The 25,765-nt window shown below is 46.0% G+C and carries 14 protein-coding genes and 1 pseudogene; 3 read left to right on the top strand and 12 right to left on the bottom strand.

Annotation, left to right across the window (positions count from 1 at the left end):
- Positions 1 to 4 precede the first annotated feature (4 nt).
- From KJW29_RS04595 to KJW29_RS04580, 4 genes are all read right to left on the bottom strand, one after another.
- Positions 5 to 2,857 carry an ABC transporter permease gene (locus KJW29_RS04595; RefSeq protein WP_246608584.1) on the bottom strand — a complete coding sequence of 951 codons (2,853 nt, stop codon included), beginning with the start codon at positions 2,855 to 2,857 and terminating at the stop codon, positions 5 to 7.
- Between the two features lie 32 nt (positions 2,858 to 2,889).
- Complete coding sequence (locus KJW29_RS04590) at positions 2,890 to 3,924, bottom strand: efflux RND transporter periplasmic adaptor subunit (protein ID WP_214628914.1); 1,035 nt, start codon at positions 3,922 to 3,924, stop codon at positions 2,890 to 2,892.
- Positions 3,925 to 4,142: 218 nt separating this feature from the next.
- Positions 4,143 to 4,994, bottom strand: a complete 852-nt coding sequence (locus KJW29_RS04585) for a M14 family zinc carboxypeptidase (RefSeq protein ID WP_214628913.1) — start codon at positions 4,992 to 4,994, stop codon at positions 4,143 to 4,145.
- 341 nt (positions 4,995 to 5,335) lie between these two features.
- A complete protein-coding gene (locus tag KJW29_RS04580; RefSeq protein WP_214628912.1) occupies positions 5,336 to 6,442 on the bottom strand; it encodes an aminotransferase class V-fold PLP-dependent enzyme in 1,107 nt (368 codons plus the stop codon).
- A gap of 455 nt (positions 6,443 to 6,897) precedes the next feature.
- On the opposite strand from KJW29_RS04580, the gene cls reads away from it, so the two are divergent.
- The 3 genes from cls (at position 6,898) to KJW29_RS04565 (ending at position 9,253) form a co-directional block, all read left to right on the top strand.
- Entirely contained in the window at positions 6,898 to 8,343 is a 1,446-nt protein-coding gene (gene cls / locus KJW29_RS04575) for a cardiolipin synthase (protein WP_214630994.1), read from the top strand.
- Between the two features lie 224 nt (positions 8,344 to 8,567).
- Complete coding sequence (locus KJW29_RS04570) at positions 8,568 to 9,056, top strand: hypothetical protein (RefSeq protein ID WP_214628911.1); 489 nt, start codon at positions 8,568 to 8,570, stop codon at positions 9,054 to 9,056.
- A 14-nt stretch (positions 9,057 to 9,070) separates the two neighbouring features.
- Positions 9,071 to 9,253, top strand: a complete 183-nt coding sequence (locus KJW29_RS04565; RefSeq protein ID WP_214628910.1) for a hypothetical protein — start codon at positions 9,071 to 9,073, stop codon at positions 9,251 to 9,253.
- A gap of 116 nt (positions 9,254 to 9,369) precedes the next feature.
- On the opposite strand, the gene KJW29_RS04560 is transcribed toward KJW29_RS04565, so the two are convergent.
- The 8 genes and pseudogenes from KJW29_RS04560 to KJW29_RS04525 all read right to left on the bottom strand — a co-directional run bounded on the left by KJW29_RS04560 (position 9,370) and on the right by KJW29_RS04525 (position 25,727).
- Entirely contained in the window at positions 9,370 to 11,949 is a 2,580-nt protein-coding gene (locus tag KJW29_RS04560) for a Spaf_1101 family AAA-like ATPase (protein ID WP_214628909.1), read from the bottom strand.
- A gap of 262 nt (positions 11,950 to 12,211) precedes the next feature.
- Positions 12,212 to 12,421 (bottom strand): annotated as a pseudogene (locus KJW29_RS04555) (sigma factor); the annotation flags it as partial.
- Positions 12,422 to 12,807: 386 nt separating this feature from the next.
- On the bottom strand, positions 12,808 to 14,421 hold the full coding sequence (locus KJW29_RS04550) for an ABC transporter substrate-binding protein (RefSeq protein ID WP_214628907.1): 1,614 nt from the start codon (positions 14,419 to 14,421) through the stop codon (positions 12,808 to 12,810).
- A 66-nt stretch (positions 14,422 to 14,487) separates the two neighbouring features.
- Positions 14,488 to 15,369: a carbohydrate ABC transporter permease gene (locus KJW29_RS04545; protein WP_087568881.1), complete on the bottom strand. Its 882-nt coding sequence runs from the start codon at positions 15,367 to 15,369 to the stop codon at positions 14,488 to 14,490.
- Positions 15,370 to 15,390: 21 nt separating this feature from the next.
- The gene (locus KJW29_RS04540; RefSeq protein ID WP_214628906.1) at positions 15,391 to 16,368 is read right to left on the bottom strand and encodes an ABC transporter permease; all 978 of its coding nucleotides are present in this window, start codon (positions 16,366 to 16,368) and stop codon (positions 15,391 to 15,393) included.
- Positions 16,369 to 16,615: 247 nt separating this feature from the next.
- Complete coding sequence (locus tag KJW29_RS04535) at positions 16,616 to 18,940, bottom strand: AraC family transcriptional regulator (protein ID WP_214628905.1); 2,325 nt, start codon at positions 18,938 to 18,940, stop codon at positions 16,616 to 16,618.
- Positions 18,941 to 19,131: 191 nt separating this feature from the next.
- A complete protein-coding gene (locus tag KJW29_RS04530; RefSeq protein WP_214628904.1) occupies positions 19,132 to 22,542 on the bottom strand; it encodes a COG1470 family protein in 3,411 nt (1,136 codons plus the stop codon).
- A complete protein-coding gene (locus tag KJW29_RS04525) occupies positions 22,539 to 25,727 on the bottom strand; it encodes a heparinase II/III domain-containing protein (protein ID WP_214628903.1) in 3,189 nt (1,062 codons plus the stop codon). The genes KJW29_RS04530 and KJW29_RS04525 overlap by 4 nt, the downstream gene beginning before the upstream one ends.
- Positions 25,728 to 25,765: the final 38 nt, after the last annotated feature.

Genomic DNA, 25,765 nt, shown 5'->3' with positions numbered 1-25,765 from the left:
GGAGTCAATCCTCCCCCAGCTTGAGCGCCTGATGAATTTTGATCCTCGACAGACGCCAGCCCAAAATAAGCAGGCCCATAACGATCATGACCATCACAACGAAGTACATCCGCGTCGTATCGCTTGAATCAAACATGACTTGAAAAGGCGGCACCTGTGCGGATGGGTTAAAAGAAATCTGAAACAAGCTTACAAACCATGTGCTCGTTACGCTGCCTACCAACCCGCCGATCAGGACCGCTGCCCCTGAAATCAGAATCTGCTCCGTGATCAGCATGCCAATTATTTGCGCAAAGGACATGCCCATTGCTCGAAAAATCCCGAATTGCAGCACTCTACCCGTAAGGGACAGCAGCCAGTACAGCAGAAAGCCAAAAAAGCTGATGATGACCGAGATCAAAAAGCCTAACGTCATCACTCCGTTAAGCGCCAATTGAAACGGATCGGTGCCCATACGTTGCAGTTCTTCCCGTGTATCCGTCATGAACGCCAAGCTTAGCTTTTTCTCCGCTATCGCATCGTATAAGGGCTGTCTGGGCGCATTCTCATCCAGCTTAATCCACACTTCGTAAGGCTCGAGCGCCATCGCCTTCTGCATATACTCAAGATGGCCTACGACCAAAGAGGGCCGGCTGGCATTCGTTTGTTCTTCGGTCGTGCTCATCGTATTTGGATTGAACGTCGGCCAATAATCAATAATGCCATACACCGTAAAAGTTTTGGGCTCTACGCCGCTCCAACCGACGTTAATCACATCGCCCGGACGGATGCCTTTGTCCGAAAGGGAACGAGAGATCAAAACCGCCTTCGGATCCAATGCGATTAAATTCAAATATTCATAAAAATGATTGCCCAGCAGACCGTCTCGAATCCATGCGGTGCGGCCAAAATCCGCCGTATGAATCCCCATCACCTTAGTCAAGCCGCGCTCATTGCCAACCAAGGTGTAGGCATTGTTCTGGACGAATACCTTTGCTGCCGACTTAACGCCAGGAAGCTCAGTGAACGCTTGATACGGCGGTTCGACATATTGAATGCGCTGTGTTCCGCCAGAAGAAGCCAGAGAGGATTCACTAAGCCAGTGCGATTTCAGTACGATGTCCGCTCCGTTCTTATACCTGATTTTTTGTTCTAAATTGTCATTCAACGTCCGTGCCGCGCTAGCGCTAAATAATCCCGTTGCAATCGTTAGGATGAGAAACATCATGACCATTTGGTACTGCGTGCCGGATCTCCCGACCTGGATGAGCGTAGAATAAAGATATGGCGGCCAGAACTCTCTTCCGACCCGGAATATGAACCGGATGATTAATGGATACAGCCTCAGCGCCAGCAAACCAAAACCAAGTATAAAAAGAGCGGGCACGAGAAATAGCAGCGGATCGACAGAAAAAGCCGAAGCGTCCACGCCTACCTGCAGCATATCCTCCCGCTGCCTGTTAAACGCAGAGAGCCCATATATGGCTACGGCAACCGCTATTATGTCAAAAAAGTACCGGTGCCAGAACAAACGGTTCGTACGTCGTCCCATCTGCTGCTTTTGGCTCACAATCGATAAACGAGTCGCCTGGAATACCGGAAAAAGCATCATAAGGATGGAACTGATAACAGCGTACAGACCATACAGATACGAATCATCGGTAACCTTTACAGGAAGCGCCGTACGATCGACAAACGCCAGAAAACCGCTTGAGGCGCCAAGCGATTTGGCCAGCAGCATGCCGATCGGGGGGCCTGCCGCATAAGCAATGACGCCGAGAAGCATCCCTTCTATTAAATAACCGGTTAAAACTTGGAGTCGGCTTGCGCCTCGACTGCGCAGCACGGAAATTTCCGTTTTCTGCCGCTCGGTAATGAGATTTGAAACCATGTATAAATAAAAAGCCAAAAGAATGATTAAAGGCACGTACATGGACCAGACCAGCAGTCTCAAATCCGCTTCTCTTTGAAAGTAAGTCTCAACCGTTTGTACGGCAGGCGAATCAAGAGTATAGGTACTAAACCGATTCATGAGATGCGTATCGATTCGTTCGGTCGTTTGCATATATTGATGTACCGAATTCAAATCCATACCCGAATAATCAAGCACAAACAGCCAGCTTGCGCTAGCGGCGGGAAGCGCCTTGTTCGATGAGATATGAGTCTCAAACAGATCATAATCAATAAAAAACGTCTTTCTGTATTCGTCGAGATGATTGTGCCAATAGGGATCGGAATAATCGAGCTTATCCATAACACCTACGGGCTTCACCTTAATTTTCGTCTTTGCATCCCCGTTCTCAATCTCGAAAACATGACCGAGCACCATGTTCAATGCTTTAAGGGATTGCTGAACGACCAACGCTTCATAGATGCCGTCCACGGGCTCACTTGCCGGAAGCCGCCCATCGATCAAGGTAATATGATCATAAAGATCTGATCTTGCCGCAATTTCGGCTAAACGCTCCGTCTCTGATTCGACTTTGGTTTTATCCGTCGGGATAAAGGAATACAACTCTGTTGCGGCTTCCATCACTAGATGTTTCACTGGAAGTCCAAAGCGTTCAGCCGCATCCTCTTGCATAAACGCATTTGTATCTTTTAGCACCCGCGGCCTTTGCTCGGGCTCATAATCGCCGGAATCCCAATATGAAGTCGATCCCATAAAAACCTTGGCATATACCGTCCCCGGATACCTGCCGGACGAAGCCTGAAGGTTCTCCAGATCCTTCAGGAGAACCCGCTGCAGGATCGCTTCCGTATAAATCGGAATGCTGCTAATGAGTGCGACAGAGAGGATAAGTCCACTCAACAAGCTGAGCTCCAACCATCTGTTTTTGACCATCTTGCGCATAATCATCAAGAGAAGAGCCATCATTCGATCCTCCTTCCCGCGAAATTCCCCCTATGCTATTGGAGGATAACCATTTGACCCTCTTCCAGACCCTCGATGATCTCAACGCCGGACAAGGTGTTGATACCTAGCTCGACATCGATCTCCTTCACGCTATCGCCATCCAATATTTTGACATAATTGCGGCCGATCAGCGTAAGTACGGCGCTTCTTGGAATCAGGATCACATTTTCTTTTTCCAGGAGAATAATGACGATGTCCGCAGTTGTATGGAGCTCTGGTTTAATCCCCGTATCTGCCAGCTCAAAGTAAATCGTTCTGGCGTATTTCTCGGCCAGCTGCTCATCATCCGTCTCGGGAGCCGAAGATGGACATTGGGTAACAATCCCATGGAGCGTCTGCCCGCCGTATGCAATTTCAGCCTCCATTCCGACCTCCACCTCTTCAAGCTCGGCGGACGGCGCTCCCGAATAAGCAAGACGTATTTGAGCCGGGTCGGCGATCACAACGTATACCTTTCCCAATTCGATCGTATCGCCAATCTCCACCTCCTCCATAAAGGTAACGATTCCATCGATTTGCGCCACCATGGCCTTGCCTTCTTGCTGTTTACGCGCTTCGTCCAATTTTTTCCGCGCGATGTCAAGCTCCAGCAGCCGAATCTTCATCATCTGCGGATCGCGCGTTTCCTTAGATTGCTCCAGCGCCAGCTTCGCTAATTCGAAGTCCCTCTCTCTCTCCAATAAAACGATTTCAAGCCCTTCGGTGTTAAGTTCCATGAGCGGGTCGCCCCGCCTGACCACATCGCCAACCTTTGCGGAAATTATCGCAATCTTCCCCGCGGCCCCTTCGAACGCCTGGTAGACGGTGTTGGTCGATTCAAAAGTTCCCGTTCCCTTTACTTGCTTGACAGCGCTTCCGCGCTTAACCTCAAGCAAATTGTAGCTCTCTTGCTTTGGTACAAGGAGAGGCGGCTTCAGCACCTCCTCCTCCTTCGGAAGCAAGGTGCAGCCGGATAGAAACAGCAGCAAGCATGCGATACACAGCAACATTGCCTTATTTACGTTTCGACGGTCTGACCATTCATTCACTCCCCAGCGCTCCTTTCCGGGCTTGCCGTTCTGTGGCCAATGCTATACCAAAAGTTTCCTGTTATTTATGTATAACATATTTATAAAAATAATTCACCTATGAAAAATAGGAAGCGAAAAGTCGCTTCCTTATTCGTGACTTAACAAATATAATTCAAGCGATTTTGCAATGGCTGCCCCAAACTTCTTGCAATTGACAGGTGAAACCATCGATTCTTCTAACCCGAAATAAGGGATTTCAAGATTTCTTGTTTGACAGGCGGCCCTTTCTTGACGATAAAGGGAACATCGTTTCTTCCCCCCCATTTGTAGGGACAGTGAAAATCAATTCCTGCCTTAATGGCCCCTAAAGCAGTTATCTCTCGGATAATCGCATCGCTCGCCCGATAGATGGGGGATTCGATATAGTCCCGATTGTGATCATGGGGCGCCCTGGCTTTGCCCTGGTCTCCGTTTTCCACGCCGTCAATATCCACCATTGGAATTACGTGTATGCAATAATCGTTAAAAAGAAGGGAGGAAGACGGTTCGAGCAATGCCTCCAACAGACCTTCCAGCACATACGACGACGTCGATTCGCAAGCATGATGCCTGGCAGTTAAATAAAGATGCTCGGAAGCTTGCGGGTTTCCCAACAGAAGCTTGGGTATCGGCCTCAGCTGTTCGGATAAGGTTAAAACCTCTCGTTTGACAAGCGGATGGTTATCGATTGTTGCATAAAAAGACTCGAAATGATGCATTTGATAGGGAATGCTGAAACAAAAATAGCAAGTCTCATCCGCTGCGAACGTATATCGAAATCGATTGGGTGCAATAACCGCCACGCTTCCTAACCAGCGCCACGAAATTCCGTCTCGGCTGACGGCCGGTCCCCACGGCCCAATGACTTCGCCATTATGAAAAACAAATTCGATCGTCTCCGCAAGGCTGGAGTCAGCGCGAAAGCTCCAATAAAACCACCATTGCGCCGTATCTCGCAGCTCCTGTTCAAGCTGGATTTCATTTCCCATATTATCCAATAGACGAATATTTCCACCGGCATAACGGCTGCTAATACGGATGTTCGCCATCTATCATCCTCCATACCCTATTCCAACGTATAACGCAGATCCTATTATTTGATAATATCCAATTCCTTCAGGCTCTTCTCAGCCGCATCCAACATCAATTGATAGTTGAATGTTGCGAATCCCGGGAAGAAATACGCCTAGCCGCAACAGTTGTTGTTGAGTCTGTCAATGTCTATCACTCCCACTTTATCACAATGGTTTGATTTGAATATAACAAATTTAAGTTTTCCGATGCCCATCAGTCGAGCTTCGATAAACGTAGCTAAATGAAAAAACAGACGCTCTTATTCGAACGCCTGCTCTAGTTAAACTACTTCTTATCCAAATATGGTTTCCTTCAGTTACTCTAATAACGCCATAATTGCCTCGATCACTTGAGCTACTTCATCATCTTCCAGACATTGCGGATTAATGACAAGCTCATCCTCTTGTATATTAGTATAGATAATCGGTACCATCATCATCAATCGATTTTGAAGCTCTTGCGCAGTGGATGCGGTAGGTTTAAGGAATACTCTAGGTATATGTGCTGGCTGCACGCCAGGCTCCTTCGAAAACCCTCGTCGCACGTGTGTACCCAGTATTGGAGATAGTGACTCTACGATATTGGATACCATGGCTTCCCAGCGTCTCATTTCTTGAACGTAATCTTTCCTTATGAATAACTCCACTGCCTTAACAAGGCCCGCAATGGTTTCTTTATCTGTTTTCATAGAACGACCAATACTAAAGTTGGGACTGCTGTTCGCTATGCAAGCTTCTATTAGATCTCTTCTACCTAGAATAAGACCCGAAGATTGCGGACCGCGAATTTCTTTACCACCGCTAATAATGACAAGGTCTGCTCCCTGCTCTAGATACTTCGACACATTGTTAACCGGAGGCAGTTCTGCAGCTGCGTCTACTACAATGGGGATTTGATTTATCCTCATAACACGAATAATATCAGCGAGAGACAAGGAGCCTTTTACCTGTTCTGCAGCTGCTATGTAAAAAAATAGAGCAGTATTATCAGAGACGGCTTCTTCAATCTGTCGGATAGAAACTTTAGATATTTCACCGATCTCTCTTATCTTAGCACCGGATACCCTTAGTGCCTGATCATAAAGAATCCTGTGGCTTTTGAGCATCAAAGCTTCATCAGGAATGCCTGTTGTATCAGGCAGCTGGATAATCTTCTTAGCATTTCCCCTAGTCATACAAGCTGCGGCCGATATGGCGATTCCCGCGGAGGCACCTGAAGTAATGCATGCAGCTTCAACTCCAAACAATTCGGCTATTCTCTCCCCTGATTTGGCATGAAACTTATGAATGTCCACAAAAGCACCTGCAGCCTCGTTCATTGCCGCAAGCACCTCTGCAGCCATCTTAGAGCCGCCTATCTTCGTTATCGTGCCGCAAGCATTAATGATCTTAGTTATTCCCATCCGATCATAGATATCCGCCATCTCATAATCACCTACGCATCAGCTTGTTAAAAAGGTTTAGCCTGAACAAACAAGATCGCTGATGTTAATTCACCTGTCCATGTGATGTTCAGCGTGTCAGAGTTTTGGGTCCATTCGATGCTATTATTTGATTTCCAATTTGTATTCAACCAACCAGACAAATGGTACATCCCTCGGTTATTTGATTTTAATATAGATGCGACATCTTGAGAAGGGCTGCTAAACAATTGAGTTCTTCCGACAATTTTGGCGCTATAAGCTCCTGAGCGTTTGTTGGTGGAATTTGTGGTCATGGTTCATTAATTTCAGCCGAAGTTATCCTTTTATAATTATTTTTTGTTTAAAGCGGCCTATCACAACTTTCTTCTCGCGGTCCCGTTCGGCGACATTTTCATTGAAAATGAACATCTGGATTGCTAAGATGGTTGGAGACATACATGAAGAGGTGGAACGTCTTGGAACTCGGGAGCATCACTACACTTATCCTATCCTTCGTAACCGTTATCAACATTATTTTTGCTTGTATCGTGGTCTTTATCGAACGTAGGGATATCGGCTCAACGTGGGCTTGGTTGATGATCTTATTTTTTATACCGGTTCTGGGATTCTTGGTTTACGTTTTCTTGGGCCGCCAATTAAAACAAAATAACTTTTTTCAACTTACGGCAGAGGAGCTTGCGTTTTTCCATGATACGGCGGACAAACAATTTCAAGACATACATAAGCACGGCGGGCTTCTTCAAAAGTATTCGAATCTCGTAAAAATGAATTTGAAATCGTCCAACGCGCTTGTGACGACCGATAACGAAGTGAAGATTTACCATGACGGACGGGCTAAATTTGATGCGTTATTTGCAGATATTCGCAAAGCGACCGACGAAATCAACATTGAATATTACATTATCAAACCGGACAACCTGGGCAAAAAGCTGCGCGATCTATTAACCGAGAAGGCAAAAGAAGGCGTTAAAGTCCGCGTGCTCTACGATGAGGTCGGTTCGAGACGCATGTCGCGCTCGTTCTTCCGCGACTTGATCGTTCACGGGGGGGAAGTCGCTGCATTTTTCCCGTCCTGGTCCCGTCTGATCAATCTTCGAATCAACAATCGCAATCACCGCAAACTGTGCATTATTGACGGTGAAGTGGGATATGTAGGAGGTTTTAATGTCGGAGATGAATACTTGGGATTATCCGAACGGATGGGTTATTGGCGGGATACGCATTTTCGGATTAAAGGCGGGGCGGTTGCCTTGATTCAAGGCCGTTTCATCATGGACTGGAGCAAAGCAACCAATTATGAGCGCCAAAATATTGAAAAACATTTCTCCTTCCGTCCAGATCATCATCCCGGCAACAGCGCCATCCAGATTATATCGAGCGGGCCGAATTCCCAAACGGAGCATCTGAAGATCATGTATTTGAAGCTAATTACGAAAGCGAAGCGCAGCATTTTCATTCAATCGCCGTATTTTATCCCGGACGCAAGCTTCATGGACGCCTGCAAAATGGCGTTGTTGTCCGGTGTGGATGTACGTATCATGATTCCGAACAAACCGGATCATCCTTTTGTGTATTCGGCGACGCTGGTGCACGTTGGAGAACTGCTGCCGTACGGGGTAAAGATTTTGCAATACGAAAAAGGCTTCATGCACGCCAAAACGATCGTCGTAGATGAAGAGGTCGCTTCTGTCGGCACGATGAACATTGATCCGCGCAGCTTCCGTTTGAACTTTGAAGTGAACGCGCTTGTCTATGACGCCAACGTCGCCAAGGAATTGCATGAGTTGTTTCTACAAGATAGTGAATCTTGCACGGAATTGACGAAGGAGCGCTACGGCGAGCGCTCGAACGTGGCGAAATTCAAACAGGCAGTTGCGAGGCTGCTCTCGCCGATTTTATGATGGTTTCAAGCACCTTGTACCACCGTGACAAGGTGCTTTCTTTCTTTTTCATGCTCTTTATCCCTTCGCCTTATAAAACTCATGGCATCAAGCAAGGATACGTCCTTGCGTGTTTTCTTCAAGAATCGGAGATAAGTATTTCAGTTCTAATGTCAGGAGTGTTGCTATAAGGTCAAAGGAAATTAATGTATAATAAGACAGTGGACAAGTAGGGAGGCACAAAGATGAATTGGAAACTAATCCATCAAAGTGGGGAGACTTACCAAGCTGATTTCAGCTTATTATCGAAGTCTGATTTAGTCCAGTTAAAGAAAAGTGATGGATGGTCACGGGGTTTGAATTGGTCAACATATTTAGCGTCAAATCATGAGTTCACCGCTTATAAACTGCACATTACTGGAAATCCTATTATACAAGGATTAATCGCCATTGCGATCAAAGATGGCTTTGTTGAAGTTGATTTGATTGAAAAAGCGCCTTTTAACCGCAAGCCGAGAAATGAATTTATCAATGTTGGAGAAGTGCTATTCTGCTTGGCATGTCAAACAAGTTTTGATAATAGTGGCGAGGGTTATGTACTACTACAAGCAAAAACAGGGTTGTTAGAGCATTACATTGACCATTACGGAATGGAAGTTGTTAACAGCAAAAAGAGACTTTTAGCTATTCCTACAGTTGAAGCCAACCGGCTTATTGAATTATACTTAATCTAAAGGAGTTGATGATTATGCGTAAAGTCAAAACAGTCGTCGCTGGTCGAGTTTCCGCAATCGGTCGTCGCCCTGTTATTAGACCCCTAGATGATGGAATTATGGCGATTCCGATACCTCCAGATGAACGAGCCGAAGCTCATGAAGAAATGCGCGAATTTATACGGCGCTCTAAAGAAAAAGCGCAATTCACGAAATAAATTTAAACCTAAATTGCAAGCCCGCACTTCAAGTGCGGGCTTGCGCTTATAGAATTATTGGTTTATGACGTTTTAGAGATCGCGGAATACATTGAAATACCAACTCTACTCTCGAGTTACGATTTAACCATTAAATCGTCTTCGTATAACATATACGTTGCCATTTTATGTTTAAATGACTCCGAACCGCCTTCCATATAGTTCAAAACATGCCTTATGATTGTTTTTTCTGATGGATATCCTTTGGCTTCGATCCATGCGTTCTTATAGTCAGAATCCATAACGATCACTTGTTCGGCATCGGCATTGGTTACAATCGTAGAGCTATGAGTGACTATGATGACTTGTCGATTATTTTTGATATTCTTTAAGCTGTTCACTAAGTTTTTATAGATGTACTTGTTGTCAAGATTGTCTTCCGGTTGATCAATGATTAATGGAGTAGTGTCATTCATATGAAGGCCAAAATTAAACAGGAAGGTTAGAATGGCTACAACCTTCTGACCGAGAGACAATTGTTCAATGCCTTTGAAGATGGCTGGCTCTGTTTTAACACTTTCTTTTAAATTCACGTTAAATTCCAGAGAGAAATCATCTACAATTTCAAACCATTTTAGTATGCTTTTCCTAACCTCAATTTTCATGTACATTAACCTGTTATATATATCTGTGTATACGGAATGAATTGTAATTTGGTCGACAGGCTTCAAATCATCTTCAACTGAAGAGTAACTTGCATCTTGGTTCACATAGTTTATAATGCTTAAAGTAGATTCGATTTTAGTAAACTTTTTATTGAGAATCAAACCCAAGAAATTGATGTATCCAATCTTTTTTGAGATATGGGATATATACCTTTCTACGTCGAGCCATCTTAGTTTCGTTCCGGCTACACTTCCCTTAGTGTTTAATTTCATTAAAACATCATTTAAGTAGTAATCTATGCTTTTGTTCTTTGGAGAATGAACGATTCGTATAGAATTATCTTTAAAACTGTTAAAGTGGTTAATTTTGGTGTTAACTTCCATTTCATACTGTTCTGACTCTTGAAGGATTCTATCTACATTCTCTCGCAAGTATTTATTGAGACTGTTATCTGAGATGGTACTCAATGTTTGCAAAACATTTGATTTTTTCTTATAATCAAAACCGTATAGAATTGTTTCCTTCAGGAAATCCCCGATATGACCGCTATTAATTTGATTGACTATATTATTAATTGAATATCCTTTCCTAAACAATCCCTGCAAGATCGGTAGCACATCTTTGTCTGGTATTTTTTCAAATGTATTCGGTTTAATTTGTTTATACATCTCTACCCAGTGATTACTTAGTAACGTATATTTGGATTCCGATTCAAAGTATGTTTGTTTATTAATCTCTCCATCATCATGATAATGCTTCGTGATGTCTTTTGTTTGAGGAATAAAACGAAGGACATAATCATGCTCTTCGAAATAGAACACGACATATATCAATTTATGTTGGCAAACAAATTTCAGCTTGTTTAAATCATCAGTTTCTAAGGATGTGGCAATTTCCAATGTGTTAATGATGGTGCTTTTACCAGTGCCACGACCACCAATTATACAATTTAAGTCTCGGGAAAAGTCTACTACCATAAATTGCGAAGAATAATTGTCTATGTTAGCAGGGCTTGACTTTAAAAATCCAAGCTCCCCAGATTCTACAACCATTCCCTTAATGTATTTTTCTAATTTATTAGGCTTCTCTGTATAAATACTTATTTTGTGATTGTTTATCGCCTTTTTTAATGAAGAGAAATCGACATTATTGAACTTAATCCATGTGTTTTTCTTACCTAAAGCTTCAACGCTGTGTGCGTCTCCCTCATATACAAACCCTACACTCTTCTTCGCATTTTTATTATGTTCGCTAGCTATATTTAGCACTCTATCTTTAGATTTTGCGGACAAATCAGTTAAGCCAATTATATTGGTATGAGGATGATTAAATAGTTTCGAAAGGTACGCTTTATTACCAATAAAATCAGACGTGTTCATGTGAGCTAAATAAGTTACTCCACCTATGGCCCTTATTTCCTCCATTACTTGCAAGCTTGTTAAATATGTTCCGTCTTCCTCATTAATGATTATCTCAGACAGGAGAGTATTCAGATCATCGTATTTATTTTGGTCAACAATTGCTATCAAATGATTCTTTTCAGAGCACGAGATTTCGACACCAAGAAACAATGTGATGGCTTTTCGATGTTCGAATTCCTGCTTGCCCTTAAGTTTTTGCTTGAAAAATTCTTCTAGCACATATTTTAATTTATAATATCCATTAATCGTATTATGATCAGATATTACAGCAACTTCAATATCACTCAGATAAAGTTTACGAGCTATAAGCATGTAGGCGATGTATTCTTTAAAGCTTTCGAAAGGAATGTCTTTCTCCTGTAGTGAGATCTTATACGTCCTGTCATTATATTCAGCTAAATTCTCAAGTAAATGATCAGCCAAATCTTTTTGAAATAATCCTTCCTTCTCTGCGAAAGAAAGGATTTCTTTGTCAGTTAAGTTTCGATACTCGTTCTCTTCAATGAGGCGATAATCGTAAGATGCGGGTGTATGGATATGAAGTTCACATTTTTTGAGAGAACCGTATTTCCTTCTAGTGTTCTTGACTAATTTGTAAATTTTATTTATTGTTAGATTTTCGACCTCCAAGAGTTGACATCCCCTTTTTACATACTATAACGGTTAATTACAGCATATCATAAATGGTTGTTTATTCTCAAAACAAAAGAATTTAGGGGTAGATAGACACTATCCGAATCCCTCTCATGACAAAATAAATCAATTAAGGAAGTACGTTTTTTGATAGCTCTAGCGTGTGAAATCGCAAATCGAGACCCTGCTGTTTTTAACAAACTTCACATCACGGTTTCGAAAAACATTGTACCAATAAATTGGACAGCACCACTCCTGACATTAGTATCTCGTTTTCGATACAACGAGACGCAAATGTGACGAGCTTCGTGCCTTTACCCGTTTGGAAGCTTTGGATCGCTTTGATAAGGCCAATCGTGCCGAGGGAGATCACGTCCTCTAAATCTTCTCCGGTGTTGTCGAATTTATTGACGTTGTAGACACAACTTGATGTCAATCCAACAATAATTTCCAAATCGCCGATATTGATGTACAATAGAACTAACGAATAACATTCGGTTTTTTGTCTAAGCTTGATTTAGAGCAGTCTAAGGAGGGAATTCAGAGTTGAAACGAAGGCTCAATTCTTTACTCGACAGCATGAAAGCTCCTGTAACCTACTTCGCGCATACCGTACCTGAAATGCCAGAACGAAACCACGAGATATCGAACAACGAAATCGCGTAATTGCGGTCGAAATGCGATTGATTGAGCAACGGCTTGATCTAAGCAAGTTTTCGAAACCCAATCAAAAGTTGGTGACGGCATGGAAGAAGTATATGTAGCTCCCGAGCTATTGGAACTGTTCGAATCGTCATCTTACAGCAGAGAACCGGGTGCGGAACTTACTCCACAGCCCGGCTCTTCTCCATGAATTTATTTGCCGCCAGCATCCAGATAGGTCTGAACTTGCGTTTTGATCTCTTCACGAATCGTATCCAAACCAAGCGCCTTCAGTTCCTTGTTAAGCGCCACTGCTTCGGCTTCCCAATCCTTCACTTGGCCGGCCTTCAGCGTTTGGACAAACGGATCTGCCTTCGATTGAACGTTGGCAAATTCGCCTTTTACATTAGAGGTGTCAAATGTGAACTTAGCGAGCACCGGGGCATAATACGTGTCCTCTTTGGCCGAATATTCGAAGTAACTTTTCGCCGTTTCATCCAAATCCGCTGGCAGGCGGATCATATTGGGGTTCCAGCTGAATTCGTAGCCAGGGAACACATAATTATCAGATTCGTCCAGAAGCTTCAGTTGGTTTTCTCCGACAGGCTCCCAATGCTTGCCCTCAATTCCATATTCGAATAAGTCATGATTTTCGCGGCTTTGGAACAACCAGTCAAAAAACTTCATCGTTCTGTCGATGTTTTTGGAGGACACCGGAATCGCGATTGAGTTATTCGATTTGTAAGAGGTCGAGATGGCTTGCGGCTCCATGTTGCGAATCTTATCCTTCAAGACAAAAAACTCCAGGTCTGCATCTGCAATCGTTTCCTGCAGTTTTTTCTTATCCGCAGCATACGACGAAATCGTACCATAATAAGATGCTGCTTTACCGGACATGAAGTAAGCCTTGTGATCCTTCTGGCTGAGTACGTCCTTCTCCAAATATTTGCTCCACTCCGCCCATTTGTCGTATTGTGCGAATGCTGTTTTCATCGTATCAAGCGGAGCAGGCAGTTTCGCCCATGCGGAGGCATCATCGCCAAATGCGACAACATCCTGTACTTGCTTCAAGTCATCGGACAGATGAACATAATAGATAACTCCGCCTAGATTCAGAGGACGGACCGTATCAAGTTCCTCTCTCTCCGGAGCAAGCATTTCCTGGAAGCCGCCATTGCCTCTAACAGCCAACGGAGTGATACCCTTTTCGGATTCGAGAACTTTTTCATAATATTGTTGAAGCTCTTCGTAGCTGGAGATCGGCTCGCTAAAGCCAAGCTTCTCTCGCAGATCCTTGCGAATATATACAACCGGAATATCAAAGAAATATTGCGTGAATGGAATCGTATACAAATGATCGTCATAACGTTTGTTCATCTCGATGAACTCTGGAGAAAACGCCGCTTTCAAGCCCGGGTACTCATCATTGTTAAAATATTTATCCAATTGAGCGTAAGCGCCTTGAGGAATAAGCTCTCTCAAATTTTGAAAGTCTGCATCAAACACAAAATCGACTTCTTCGCCTGCGGCCATCATCAGCTTAACCTTCTGCTTATGATCCGATGGCGGATTCCATTGAATCACCAGCTTTGTATTCAGCGTATCCTTTGTCCGGCTTTCGAACTCCTCCAAAACTATAGGCAAGTCCTTTGGCTCGTCGCCAAAAAGCATGCCTTTTAGCGTCACTGCCTTAGGCGGCTGCGGTGTAGACACCGCATTTGTTCCTGTGGAAGGCGTACCTTGTTCAACCTTGTTGCTGCTGCAAGCTGCCGCAGAAACGACAAGCGCAACGGATAATAATGAAACCGTCAAAACTTTCCTCTTCATGTTGCTAATTCCTCCCTTTTTCTACTTACATGTTATAGCTTTATACTAAACCGCCAAAGGGCGGATCTAGCCTTTTACGGCGCCTACCATAAGGCCTTTGACAAAATACTTCTGCAAGAACGGATACAGGAAAATAATGGGGCCAATGGTTACGACCGTTGTAGCAAGGCGCACTGTCATAGCTGGCGGAATAAAGTTCGGAATGCTGATATCCGCAGAGATTTGATTGACATAGTCCAAATTGTTCATGATACGTTGAATTAAATATTGAAGCGGATACAAATTTTTATCATTAATGTACAGGACAGCGTCAAACCATTTGTTCCAATATCCTAAGGCATAAAATAGTCCGATTGTCGCCAAAGCCGGCAGCGATATTGGCAAAATGATGCGGAACAAAATGTAGGCATCGTTTGCTCCGTCAATTTTGGCAGATTCGGCAATCGAATCGTCAATAGAGGCGAAGAAATTGCGAAGCAGAAACATATTCCATGCACTCAGCATGCTGGGAATGATAAGTACCCAAATCGTATCTTTCATGTCCAGATATTTTGAAATCAGTAGATACGAGGCGACTAGGCCGCCATGGAAAAGCATCGTAAAGTAAATATAAAAAGCCATATGATTACGATATTTCACGGATTTTACCGAAAGCGTATACGCCATTGCACTGGTCAAAATCATGGACATCGCCGTTCCGACCACTGTAACGAAGGTCGTGACGCCGTAAGAGCGATAAATCGTATTGTCCCTGAAAATCATTTTGTAGGCTTCCAAGCTAAAATCTGTTGGCCAAAACATATATCCGTTCTTCAAGATGGATGCTTCCGAGGTAAAGGAACTGGCCACGACGGACCAGAAGGGCAATAAACAATAAAGTGAGAATAGTCCCATCAAGACATAAAATAATCCTTTGAGCAGTCGATCCGGGAAGCTTTCCTTTATCATGGTTTCATATCGACTCCTTATCTAGAAAATAGCAGATTCTGGTGCGGTTTTTTTGGCGATATAGTTGACGGTCAATACGAGGATAAATCCAATCAACGATTGCATGAAGCCGATCGCAGCCGACATGCTCATATCGCCAAGATCCATCATTGCACGAAATAGATACGTATCGATGACATCCGTCGTTGGATAGAGCAATGGATTGCGTCCGATAATCGCATAAATCATACCGAAGTCCCCGTTAAAGATGCCGCCAACCGCCAGTATCGTTAGCAAAATAACAGTAGGCTTGATCAGAGGCAATGTAATATAACGAATCTTTTGGAAGCGGCTAGCTCCATCCATCGAAGCAGATTCGTAAATATCCGGATTAATTCCCGAGATCGTAGCCATATAAATAATTGAGCCAAAGCCAGCTCCATGCCATATCTTAAGCAATACAAGAATAAGAGGCCAATAGCCCGGCGACGACAAAAATTGAATAGGGCCGCTTCCGAACACGGACAAGATCTGATTGATAAAGCCGCCATCCGTTGCAACGAATGCCATCACGAACATCGCTACGACTGTCCAGGACAGAAAATGCGGAAAGATCATGACGGATTGAGTAATCTTCTTGTACCACTTGCCACCCATTTCCGTAACCATTATGGCAATGACCACGGCTGCAAGCGTATTAAAAACGATAAATAAAATGTTCAAAAACAGCGTATTGGTCACAATTTGAATCCAGTCGCTCGATCGGAAGAAAAACTGAAAGTTTTTGAGTCCGATGAATTCACTGCCGGTGATTCCCTTCATTGCCTTAAAATCTTGGAACGCGATGACAATCCCGCCCATTGGCAAGTAAGCAAAAACAAAAAACCAAATCATTGCCGGCAATGCGAGAAGATATAAAAATTTGTTTTTTAATAGTTCAAAAAAGAATGCTCCGAGCTTCCCTCGATTCCTGCTTTTCGGGAAAGGCTGCTCGGTTAGGCTTGCAGTGGTGTGGCTCATGTAGATCCTCCTTCAATCTCTTTGCTGTTGTCATGTCATCACTCTATCTTGTCTTAGTCATTCGCTAAACCTCAAAAATCGATGAAAAAGCCTAAAATCAAAGAAAGGATAGGGTTTAAAATACGATGATCCGTTTAAAAAATGCCAGAATGACAAGCTGAAACGGCTGTCGCCGTCCTTTATACTTTCCTATAATTGAACAAACAACCCCCTTTCAGATGAAGAAGGGGGCTTGTTCATTCTCTATTTAGTTCAGAACATCCCGATCATCACTGCTTTTTCGGAAGTGATCCGGTGTTTTTCCACTGTACTTTTTAAACGAGATGTAAAAATACTTTGTATTGTCGATCCCGACCATCTCCCCTATTCGGTTTGCCGGTAAATCCGTTGTCAGCAACAGCGCTTTCGCTTTCTCGAATCGATAATCGCTCAGGTATTGGTTTAAAGAAACACATGCGATATCTTTAAAAATCTTTCTTGTATAGTTGACGGATAGACCTGCCACTTCCGTTAGCTTCTCGATCGTCAGATTCGGATCCATATACGATTGATGAATGTGTTCTCTTAGCTTCTCCACGATCATGACGTTTTTTTGCGAGGACTGCTTATCTCGCATGCTGATCGCCATTTCACTGAGTCCAACGAACCATTCCTCCGCTTGATCGAGCGTCTCGCACTTGTACAATTGCTGTCCCAAAGCGCCGATATCCGTACTAAGGCCGCTGCGGTCTCCAGTTGCCATCGCTTTAGCGGTACGGGTCACGGTAAACAACAGCTGGTTCAACAAAATCATCATTTCATCAAAAGGTGCCTTGCGTAGCAGTGCAAAATACTCCTGGAGAGAATAGATGGTTTTCGATAAGTCTCCAACCTTCATGCTTTCGGACACTTGCTTCTCCATCGTGGCGGACAGAGTATCGGAGATCGGCTCACGGCTATACTCGATTTCAGTGGCGATTAAACATCCGGGACCAAATGCCAGGCGATATCGCGACACATTATAAGCCGACTGCCAGGATAGGGGTATGCTTCGCAGATCGCCCCCATGTGAGCCTATAAAAGCGGAAACAGACATCTTCAAAAATTTTTCCGTATTGTCTTGTATATCCATAAGAATCTGTTTGACCAGCTCCTCCGAGCCTTGTGGCTTCAAGATCAAAATGACGATCCGATCTTCCTCTCCATCAAAGCTGAAAGCTGGAAAATGTGCAGAGCAAATTTCATCGGCAACGTTAGAAATAGCGTATTTTAACAAGGATAAATCGTTAGGACTGTATGTCTCTTCAAGCTCCCCGAAAGCATCCAGACGCAGCATACACACCTGGAAGCCCTCGGCTGGAAGTGACATGCCGATCTTTGACAGCCTCCTCTCTATATCCGAATCGCTGATCCAGCCTCCTGTCGTTAATAACCGCAAAACTTCCCTTTGCTCCGTATGCCTGTAAGCCGTCATGCTGCTCTGTAAGTCTTGAATCTCTCGTTCCAAGTGACGGAAAGCTCCTGTAAGCATGTCGAATTCGCTGATCGGCTCGTTGTTCGCTTCAGAGCCCCGCATTCCCGCAACATTTTTGATGAGTCGATGAATCGGACCGTAGATCATGCGAGTGAAAAAAAATCCGCTTATCCCCACGACAATCAAGATCACGGCCGTAACGGCAAGGATGTACTGTCTCATAGTATTCACCTTGCTTAGCAAGGACTGATAGTTAATATCGCCGATGAATACCCAGCCCAGACTTTCGGATTTGATATAGAACAGCCGATGTTCGGTGCCGTCCAACTCCGTCTCGACGACGCCTCGCGGCGATTCGGATTGCAAAATCCGCTGAACGACATCCAGCTCTGACAAATTCGAGTTGATCTTCGAGAGGTCCGAATGGGAGATGACGACTCCTTGCCTGTTGAGAATCATCGATTGGAACGAGTTGCTTCCCGCGCCGTTCATCATCATATGCTGCAGCACTTGCTGATCCAAATTCAGAATCATTGCCCCATTTGTCGCTTTTTCGTCTCTCGCGCTTGAATAAGCGACGCTAATTAAATTCCCGCTAAATGATTTCGTATCCGAGACAAAGGAAGTATGCCGCGGGATGAAAATGCTTCCGCGCATAGCACCGGAATTTTCAAGCAGTTGCAGGATTTGCCGGTCATAAAATTCGTCAAAAGTTCTTACCGTCGTGAGAGAAGAAAACACCAGCTCATGCCGCGTATTAACCACATATACCGAATGCACCATCGGATTGGTATTAGCCAGTTCAGTCAATTTGTTCCCGATTCGCCCCATCAATCCCGTATCGAACTCGTTAGCGTAAAAGCCGGCTTGAATGTCCGCGGAATCGAAAGCGTTTCCAAATTGTTGGTAAGTCGAATTCAATAATATGTTTGCGGTATTGTAGGATTGCTCCAACGAACGATCCGTTGATTCCGTCCATTCATTCTTCAAGCTTTCAGATACTTTGGATGTAATCGCAAGCGTTAACGCCGCAATGATTAAAATGCCTACGATTAAATAAGATAAAATAATTCGGATCAGCAGACTCTTTTTCAACACAAAATAACGCAGCGTGCTCATTTGACCTTTCCTCATTTCAAAGTTGTAATCTACTGTTGTCTATGTGAGTTTGTAACTTAAATTATAGGGATAGACTCTAACGGCTTGGTATGCGCTTTTTTAAGTTTTAAGTACGCTTTTTTAAGAAGTCATTTACATGACAGCAAAAAAGGCATGAAACGGATATTCATACCTCTTTGCTTGCCTTTGTATTATGAATTTGCAGCCCGTTCCTCACGAATGAAGCTGCCGTTGCGATATTCGCGTAAGCATAATGACGCGCTATCGGAATCGATGTCGTTCACAACTATTTCTTGCAGTCTGCCATCTATGAGCTCGACTCGAACCGTATTCGCGTCCAAAGCTTGCACGGAGCGGATCACGCGATCTCCCTCGTAAGGCTCTACGATTGTAACGAACCGTCCAACCATGCCTTGCGTCCGAATACCGTATGTCATACGTCTCTGGGCTTCATCGCCCGGGAACGCATCCGCTCCGATCAATCCTATGAAGCGAACGGCCTGCAGACCTTCCAAATTGACGCTTATTACCGCTTCTTGATCATGATCGATCGGGCTTGTCGGTATCGCTCCCGGATATTCGTTGCCCACGATCGTTACACGTCCATTCTCGTAATCCTTGCCGATGCCGAAGCCACTGTCCACATTGTTATATACAGGCGACAATTCACTCAGTGTCAGTCTCTTTCCATCCGCTGTTACGATGTAAGCCTCGCCCCAGAACAAACCTTGCTTTGTCCGCAGCGGATATTTTTGCTCGGTATAAATCGGATCATTTTTCACACGTAAGGTCAAGGTTTGGACGCCTTCGGCGATTGCCAGATCGACCTTGCCTTCTCCTAACAGCCATGCACCAAAAGCGCCTTCCGAAAGGACTTCTCCGTCCGCCTCGACCTTGTACGCCATTGGTATCGTAATGCCGTGATACTCCGCCGCCCGCCCAATAAATTGTTCGGTATGCTGTGGCCATGCCGCATGAACATCCATTTTGAGCAGGCCGGGACGATTGTAAGACGTTCTTGTTCCCCGCAGATCCTCACCTTCGCCGTATAGGGTCTTGAAGCTGGCAAAGCTTGCTCCATCGACCTCATACCAATGGCAATCCGTAATAAACTGCGCATCCGACATGGGATTATCCGTCAGCTGGCTCGTATGTTTCGTTTTAGTTAAGCTCTCGGCCCGCAGAGCTTGGAAACCTTTGATTTGGAACAGGCAATCGAACTGATGCTCACGCTCTCCTTCCACATAATCGAACATAACGATAAAATCATCCGTTATCCCCATCACCCGCTTCTGACGAACAGGCTCCGTATAATCCGACAGTTCCCCGTATATCGCCCCGGCCGGCGCTTCGGGCAATATGCTGGCATTCATCGCGCAGCGCTCCTCCAGCGTCTCGTCGTCTCGATAGATCATGCCGCCATATGGAGGATATGCCCACTTTGCGGTCGTCTCCACCCCCACTGCTTGTATAGCGTTTCCGCTATAGAACAACGTACGTCTGGAATCGGCTGGCACCTGCACTTTCCCGTCGACGACGACCATGTTTTTGGTCATCGAGTTTTGCACGTAAAATTTGTACATGAAATGATGATAACCCCACCATACATGCTCAGGATTAAAGAAGCTTCGGCCGTAACGCATGACGGATAACAGCCCTGTCCGGTCAAAATGACCGTGCGCGTAGCCATGGGAGCCGTATCGGAGCACCGCTTGGATTCGCTCCTGCTGCTCCCTTCCCTCAGTCTGGCTTCGCAGCATTGCGACGCCTACATTATCGGAATAGGCGTTGCTTGTCACATAAGAAGAACGAACGTCGGGCAATTCCGCATGGCCAAAGATGGGGTCGACTACGTTATTCATTTTGATAACCGGTACGTATTCGGGATCTTTGTAATAGAAATAAGCCAAATCGTAGGTTGACCCAAAATGTACGCCCTCCAGCTTCCGCTCCTCCGAATCGCTGATGCCGAACAGTACTCCCCGGTAGTCCAAAAACGGGATCGTAGCATCGAACATATCCTTAATGCGGATATAACTTTTACTATTGCCGCCCCAACGTTTGTTGTACATCCCAAAACGGAAACGGGCATCCTCTCCGTTGTACGTGCTGTTCACCTCGTCGTTAAACGGCGCAGGGAAATGCGTATGGACGATATTGATGCCAAACGGCAGGAGCGCATGGGCCGTATGGATATACATCGACGATACCCAGGTATTGTAGCTGACCGAGCACTCATGCCACCAGCCATCATTGAACAGACCATATCGCAGCTGCTCGATTGATCCTCCGGGCCCGAATACAAAGCGAAGCGCTCTCTCCATGTCCTGAATGGCTAATGCGCAATAAAACGCGCCGGTTATTTCGGATAGCAGCCAGTTGGATATATGACCGCTATGGATATGATGGTCTAGAATATCCATATAAATCCGGAAGCATTTCTCGATCCCTTGGTGCTCCCCCGGCGTCAACACGCCAGCATCGAAGATGATGTCATACGGAATCGCGAGATGCTGAAAAAAATGTCCTTCCTGGACATAGCTTTGGCTGCAGCCCTTTTTTTTCTTCGGATATCCGTTTTCTTCGTTGATGAAGTAACGGAAAAATTGCGCCACTTTCTCCGCATAATGTTTCTCGCCGGTCAGCGCGTAAGCGTAAGCAGCGGACATGATGAAATGCTCTTCTTGCGTGTCATAGCAATAGTCCCGCTCATCGACTGGCACTGGCGGCTTAACTTCCCATGCCGCCGCATCTTGAAGGAGGCGCTCATATCCAGGCTGGAAGCAATCGTGACGATCGATCAGCCTCTTGCGCTCCGCCCACTGCTCCTTCGACCAGTAAATATACGGATGAGCAAGTCTTCGAAGCGTCTTAAGCTCGATCTCGGCAGCGCTGGTACCGTCCCCGTTGCCTATAAAACGCAGCAAGGTACTTTCGTGACCTCCAGGCACCACGGATTCATGCATCTTAAAGACGGCCGTTACCTCCTGACTGGCGTACGGCGCGAGGTCGAATTCCTTCGGCGACAGCTCCGCTAAGAGCGACTCCCAGCCTTCAAACCGCTGCTTTACCGACACGCGCTGCCGACTGTCCGTGCAGTTGTACACCGACATCGTGTAGGAAACCACCTCTCCGGCTTCGCCGGACTTGCCCCTCACGTCGGCGTGTACATACAGTCTCTCTCCCCGTACGAGCTTCGCGGTAAGAAGCTCGGCATTGCCTTGCAGCTCGAAGCTTTGCAGAAACCGCCAGATGTTAGCCTTTGCGGTCTCGATTTCGAAGTCCTCCAATCTTACCCTCGCCTCGTGTATGCCAGCTCCGGCGACTGCGATTCCGGCTTTCACGGGAATATGATCCGCAAAATTGGCTTGAACACTCACTTCGGTCGAATCGTCAACGCAATAAAGCTTCAGAATTAAGCCGTGCCAGCCCATCGCATCCTGCGCCGCATGATGCCCCCGTTCGAACCCGATCGGATACCACCCTCCCGCATCGCCCGCGGCAGGATAAGAGATGACGAGTTTTTGTGTCAAGCTATATTTTTCATCCGCCGGTCTTCCCGATAGCTTCCATTCCTTGAGCAAATCAATCTGTGCATTCATCGTTGTTCCGCTCCTTCGCGTTCAGTTTGGCTTACTACGACACCGTATTGTTCTGGTGCGGCTTTCAGCTCGTAACTCAACTTCCCGGCATGCAGAATGATCGTTCCGTCTTGATCCGTCTTCGTCCGCAGCTTTTGTTGTCCGCGTTCCTTAGGATACAGCACCGTCAAAAATCCCTCGCCCGCATCCGCAACGGCACGAATATACTCCATCATGGTGACACCATCGTCTCCGCTGTCAAAGAACGGCGTTGACCGCCCCTTCTCCACCTTGATCGACTGCAACGGGCGAATAAACACCGTTTCGAGATCAACTCCGTATACGCCTTCCGAAAGCAAGGCGCTGCCCTCCACTTTGGTTTGTTTGGATGCAACAGGAATCGTAAATTGAACCAATCCCGTGAAATCCTCGACCGTATCCCGGATGACGTACAGATCCGCTTGCTTCACGTACGTGACATGACGAATATGCCGGCCCTGTCCTTCGGGATTAGCTATTTCGATCGTAATCCTTTCCAGATCCTCGCCTAATTGCACTTCCAGCACTTTACTCGTTCTCGGTACATCAACCCAGCCTCGCTCCAAACTGTACGTTCCCGCCGACAGATTTATCGCGCCAGAGTTATGGCTTGGGATAACGGTTTGACGGGTCGCAAATTGCAGACAGGCATGGGAGTAGGAGCTAATATGCCAGCTTGTGCCGCTGTCGAAGTAACCTTCGATTCCCGAATCCATGACTAGCGGGATATTGTTTTTGTAGATGACAAAGGCACCTTGATCCAGATGCCCGTGCGCGATCGGACCGGGACTGGACATGATCCCAAAGTAGCTTTGCTTCGAATCTCCGGTTTCATTGCGGAAAATATAAATGCCGGCATCCGGAAAGCTAGCTGTCGAGCTCAGCTCTAGCGGCGTTGTAGGCACATAATTATCGCCTTGGCCAAGCAGGTTTTCCAGCACGATGCCTTCTCCCCATAGCTTCTTAAACGGCTTGCCGGCTGCCGTCCACGTATGGTACATCCGATCCGCCAGCTTGCGATCGACCTTGGCGACATCCGACAAATAAGTAGCAAAGCTGCCAAATTCGCTGCCACCCCCCAGCGCATGATCGCCGAATGGCGGCGTGCCGATCCTTCCGCCGAAGTATTCGTAGCCCGGCGTTTGCATCTCGATACTAAATCCGAACATACGTGCGAGCGGCGTTGTCTCGAACCAATCATCTCCGAGCACATTGTGCGCCGCCTTCGCATATCCAGCGAACCGCTCCAATGCCGCATGATGGTAACGAATCGACTCTGGCCAAGATGAATCCGGATTCACGTTCAACTCCAGCTGCGCCCTTAGAATAGCGTCCGCATTATACAGCCAGGTATGGCGATTCGGGAAATCGGTCAGCGCCATCATCATAAGGCCGGTACCCGCGCACATGTCTGTTTGCCAATTGCTGCAGCCTTCCTGCGCCTCTCTCGGCGTCCACTCTGTTCGATCCCTCAAATCCAGCATGTATCGGAGCAAATATTCGACCAGTGCGTAAAATTGTCGCTTCTCCTCGCCCGAAAATACTTGCGCCTGCTTAATCATCGAGTAGCTGATAGCGGCACTGCTGAGCAACCTTCCGCCTTGTACCGCACCGTAGCTGTCGCTGCCTTCGGGACGCAGATTGGTGACCATCCAATGCTCTGCTCCTTGGCTGAAATCATGAAGAATGTATAGTAGCGCATATTTGACTTTCATGGCATACTCGATCTCGCCCGTCAGGACATATTGAATGGCGTCGCACTGCATCGCAAGCTGGAAGCGTCCTCCCGGGATAGACGATTTACGATTAAACAGATACGTATATTCTCCGATCGGCGCTCCAGATTCGTTATAGTACGTAACAACCGTCTTTAAACCCGCTTTCAGCTTGCCATCCAATTTGGCTTGGAAGGTTAGCGTGTACCCGACTCCGCTTTCGACATCAAACGGTTCGATGCAGGTCCAGGCTGCCTCGTCCTCACGGGTTGGATTGCAGAGATAGAGCGAATGGTTACGAACGCCTTCTTTGCGTTTCGTCGCAACCTGCGATGATGGATTAGCCGGCTCCAGCCGTTTCCGATCGCCACCGCCGCAATATGGATATTCGCTTTCCCATCGCATGCGAGGATTTCCCTTGCGCGCTTCCGGAATCCAGAAGTCGGGACTGTCTGAGCCCTCGTCGAAACCGGCATTCCGGATCTTAAGACTGCCCCCGCTTGCTGATAAAATTTCCAATTGATCGATCCATACATGTCCGAGACCATCTTCTTCATTCTCCTCGGATGGAAGCACAAATGAAATGCTCGCCTTCGCCGCATGTTCCGGAGCCTGGAAATTGACGATTTTGTCCGTCGAGCTCCACAAGTAAAAATGCTGGTTCAGCTCGTCATAATCCGATTCTCCGTCCTTGATGTTCACAACTGCTTTTTCGAGATCATCCAGGCTAAAATGTCCCGCAATCCCTGCAATACGTTCATACTGCTCTCGAACTAACGGATCCGACTCGATCACGGCTTTCACCTGCTGGAGTCCTTCGCCAGTCAAATAGAGTGCAGCGTATGGATCCACATCCGTTCGAAGCACGCGGGAGTAGCGGCATTCGCGAATTCGATTAAAACAGTCCACGACGGCTAGCGCAAGCTCCTCGCTGGAATGATCGCTCAATGCGTCATCCGATGATGGCTTGAGTTGTTCCACGGTTACCGCGGATGCTCGAAGCTTACGAACAGCTTCATCGTCCAGGCAACCGACCTCCTCGCCAATTCGGGCATTATGCAGCAGCTCATTCGCTTTCGATAATGCCAAGTCCGCTTTATAAATTAGCCGCTCCTTGCCTCCGCGAAGCAGATCCTGCTCCTCGAACCACTCCAGAGCGGGCTCCATTCCATACGAAGTATATACGTTGCTCTCTTTGGCGAAAGGCGGCACCATCGTATACCGCTTGGTTGCGAACAATACTGCTTCTTCCTCACGAGGAACATAGAACTCACGATTGCGTTTAAACGGCAAGCCGTTCTCGCCCTTCAACGCTTCACGTGCCGCATGCATCAGATCGTCGATTGCCAGCTTGGCACCGTCCGTATAATAACATCCTCTTGCATCTACTATAGCTTCCGCCCGCTCTATCAAGGCTTGGAGCCGTCTTTTGTCCTCCATTATTTGCGTCATCTCTTCCCCTGCCTTCGTTTCTCATCGTTTAAGTGGAT

The organism is Paenibacillus agaridevorans, assembly GCF_018604145.1.
In the GTDB taxonomy this organism is placed as follows: domain Bacteria; phylum Bacillota; class Bacilli; order Paenibacillales; family Paenibacillaceae; genus Pristimantibacillus; species Pristimantibacillus agaridevorans.
This window is presented reverse-complemented; position numbering and strand designations above follow the sequence as displayed.

Bases quoted from the DNA above. Each gene is read 5' to 3' on its own strand.
- KJW29_RS04530 (WP_214628904.1), bottom strand. From the start codon at position 22,542: ATGAATGCACAGATTGATTTGCTCAAGGAATGGAAGCTATCGGGAAGA.
- KJW29_RS04580 (WP_214628912.1), bottom strand. From the start codon at position 6,442: ATGGCGGATATCTATGATCGGATGGGAATAACTAAGATCATTAATGCT.
- KJW29_RS04525 (WP_214628903.1), bottom strand. From the start codon at position 25,727: ATGACGCAAATAATGGAGGACAAAAGACGGCTCCAAGCCTTGATAGAG.
- KJW29_RS04565 (WP_214628910.1), top strand. From the start codon at position 9,071: ATGCGTAAAGTCAAAACAGTCGTCGCTGGTCGAGTTTCCGCAATCGGT.
- KJW29_RS04540 (WP_214628906.1), bottom strand. From the start codon at position 16,368: ATGAGCCACACCACTGCAAGCCTAACCGAGCAGCCTTTCCCGAAAAGC.
- KJW29_RS04545 (WP_087568881.1), bottom strand. From the start codon at position 15,369: ATGATAAAGGAAAGCTTCCCGGATCGACTGCTCAAAGGATTATTTTAT.
- KJW29_RS04570 (WP_214628911.1), top strand. From the start codon at position 8,568: ATGAATTGGAAACTAATCCATCAAAGTGGGGAGACTTACCAAGCTGAT.
- KJW29_RS04595 (WP_246608584.1), bottom strand. From the start codon at position 2,857: ATGATGGCTCTTCTCTTGATGATTATGCGCAAGATGGTCAAAAACAGA.
- KJW29_RS04550 (WP_214628907.1), bottom strand. From the start codon at position 14,421: ATGAAGAGGAAAGTTTTGACGGTTTCATTATTATCCGTTGCGCTTGTC.
- KJW29_RS04535 (WP_214628905.1), bottom strand. From the start codon at position 18,940: ATGAGCACGCTGCGTTATTTTGTGTTGAAAAAGAGTCTGCTGATCCGA.
- KJW29_RS04585 (WP_214628913.1), bottom strand. From the start codon at position 4,994: ATGGCGAACATCCGTATTAGCAGCCGTTATGCCGGTGGAAATATTCGT.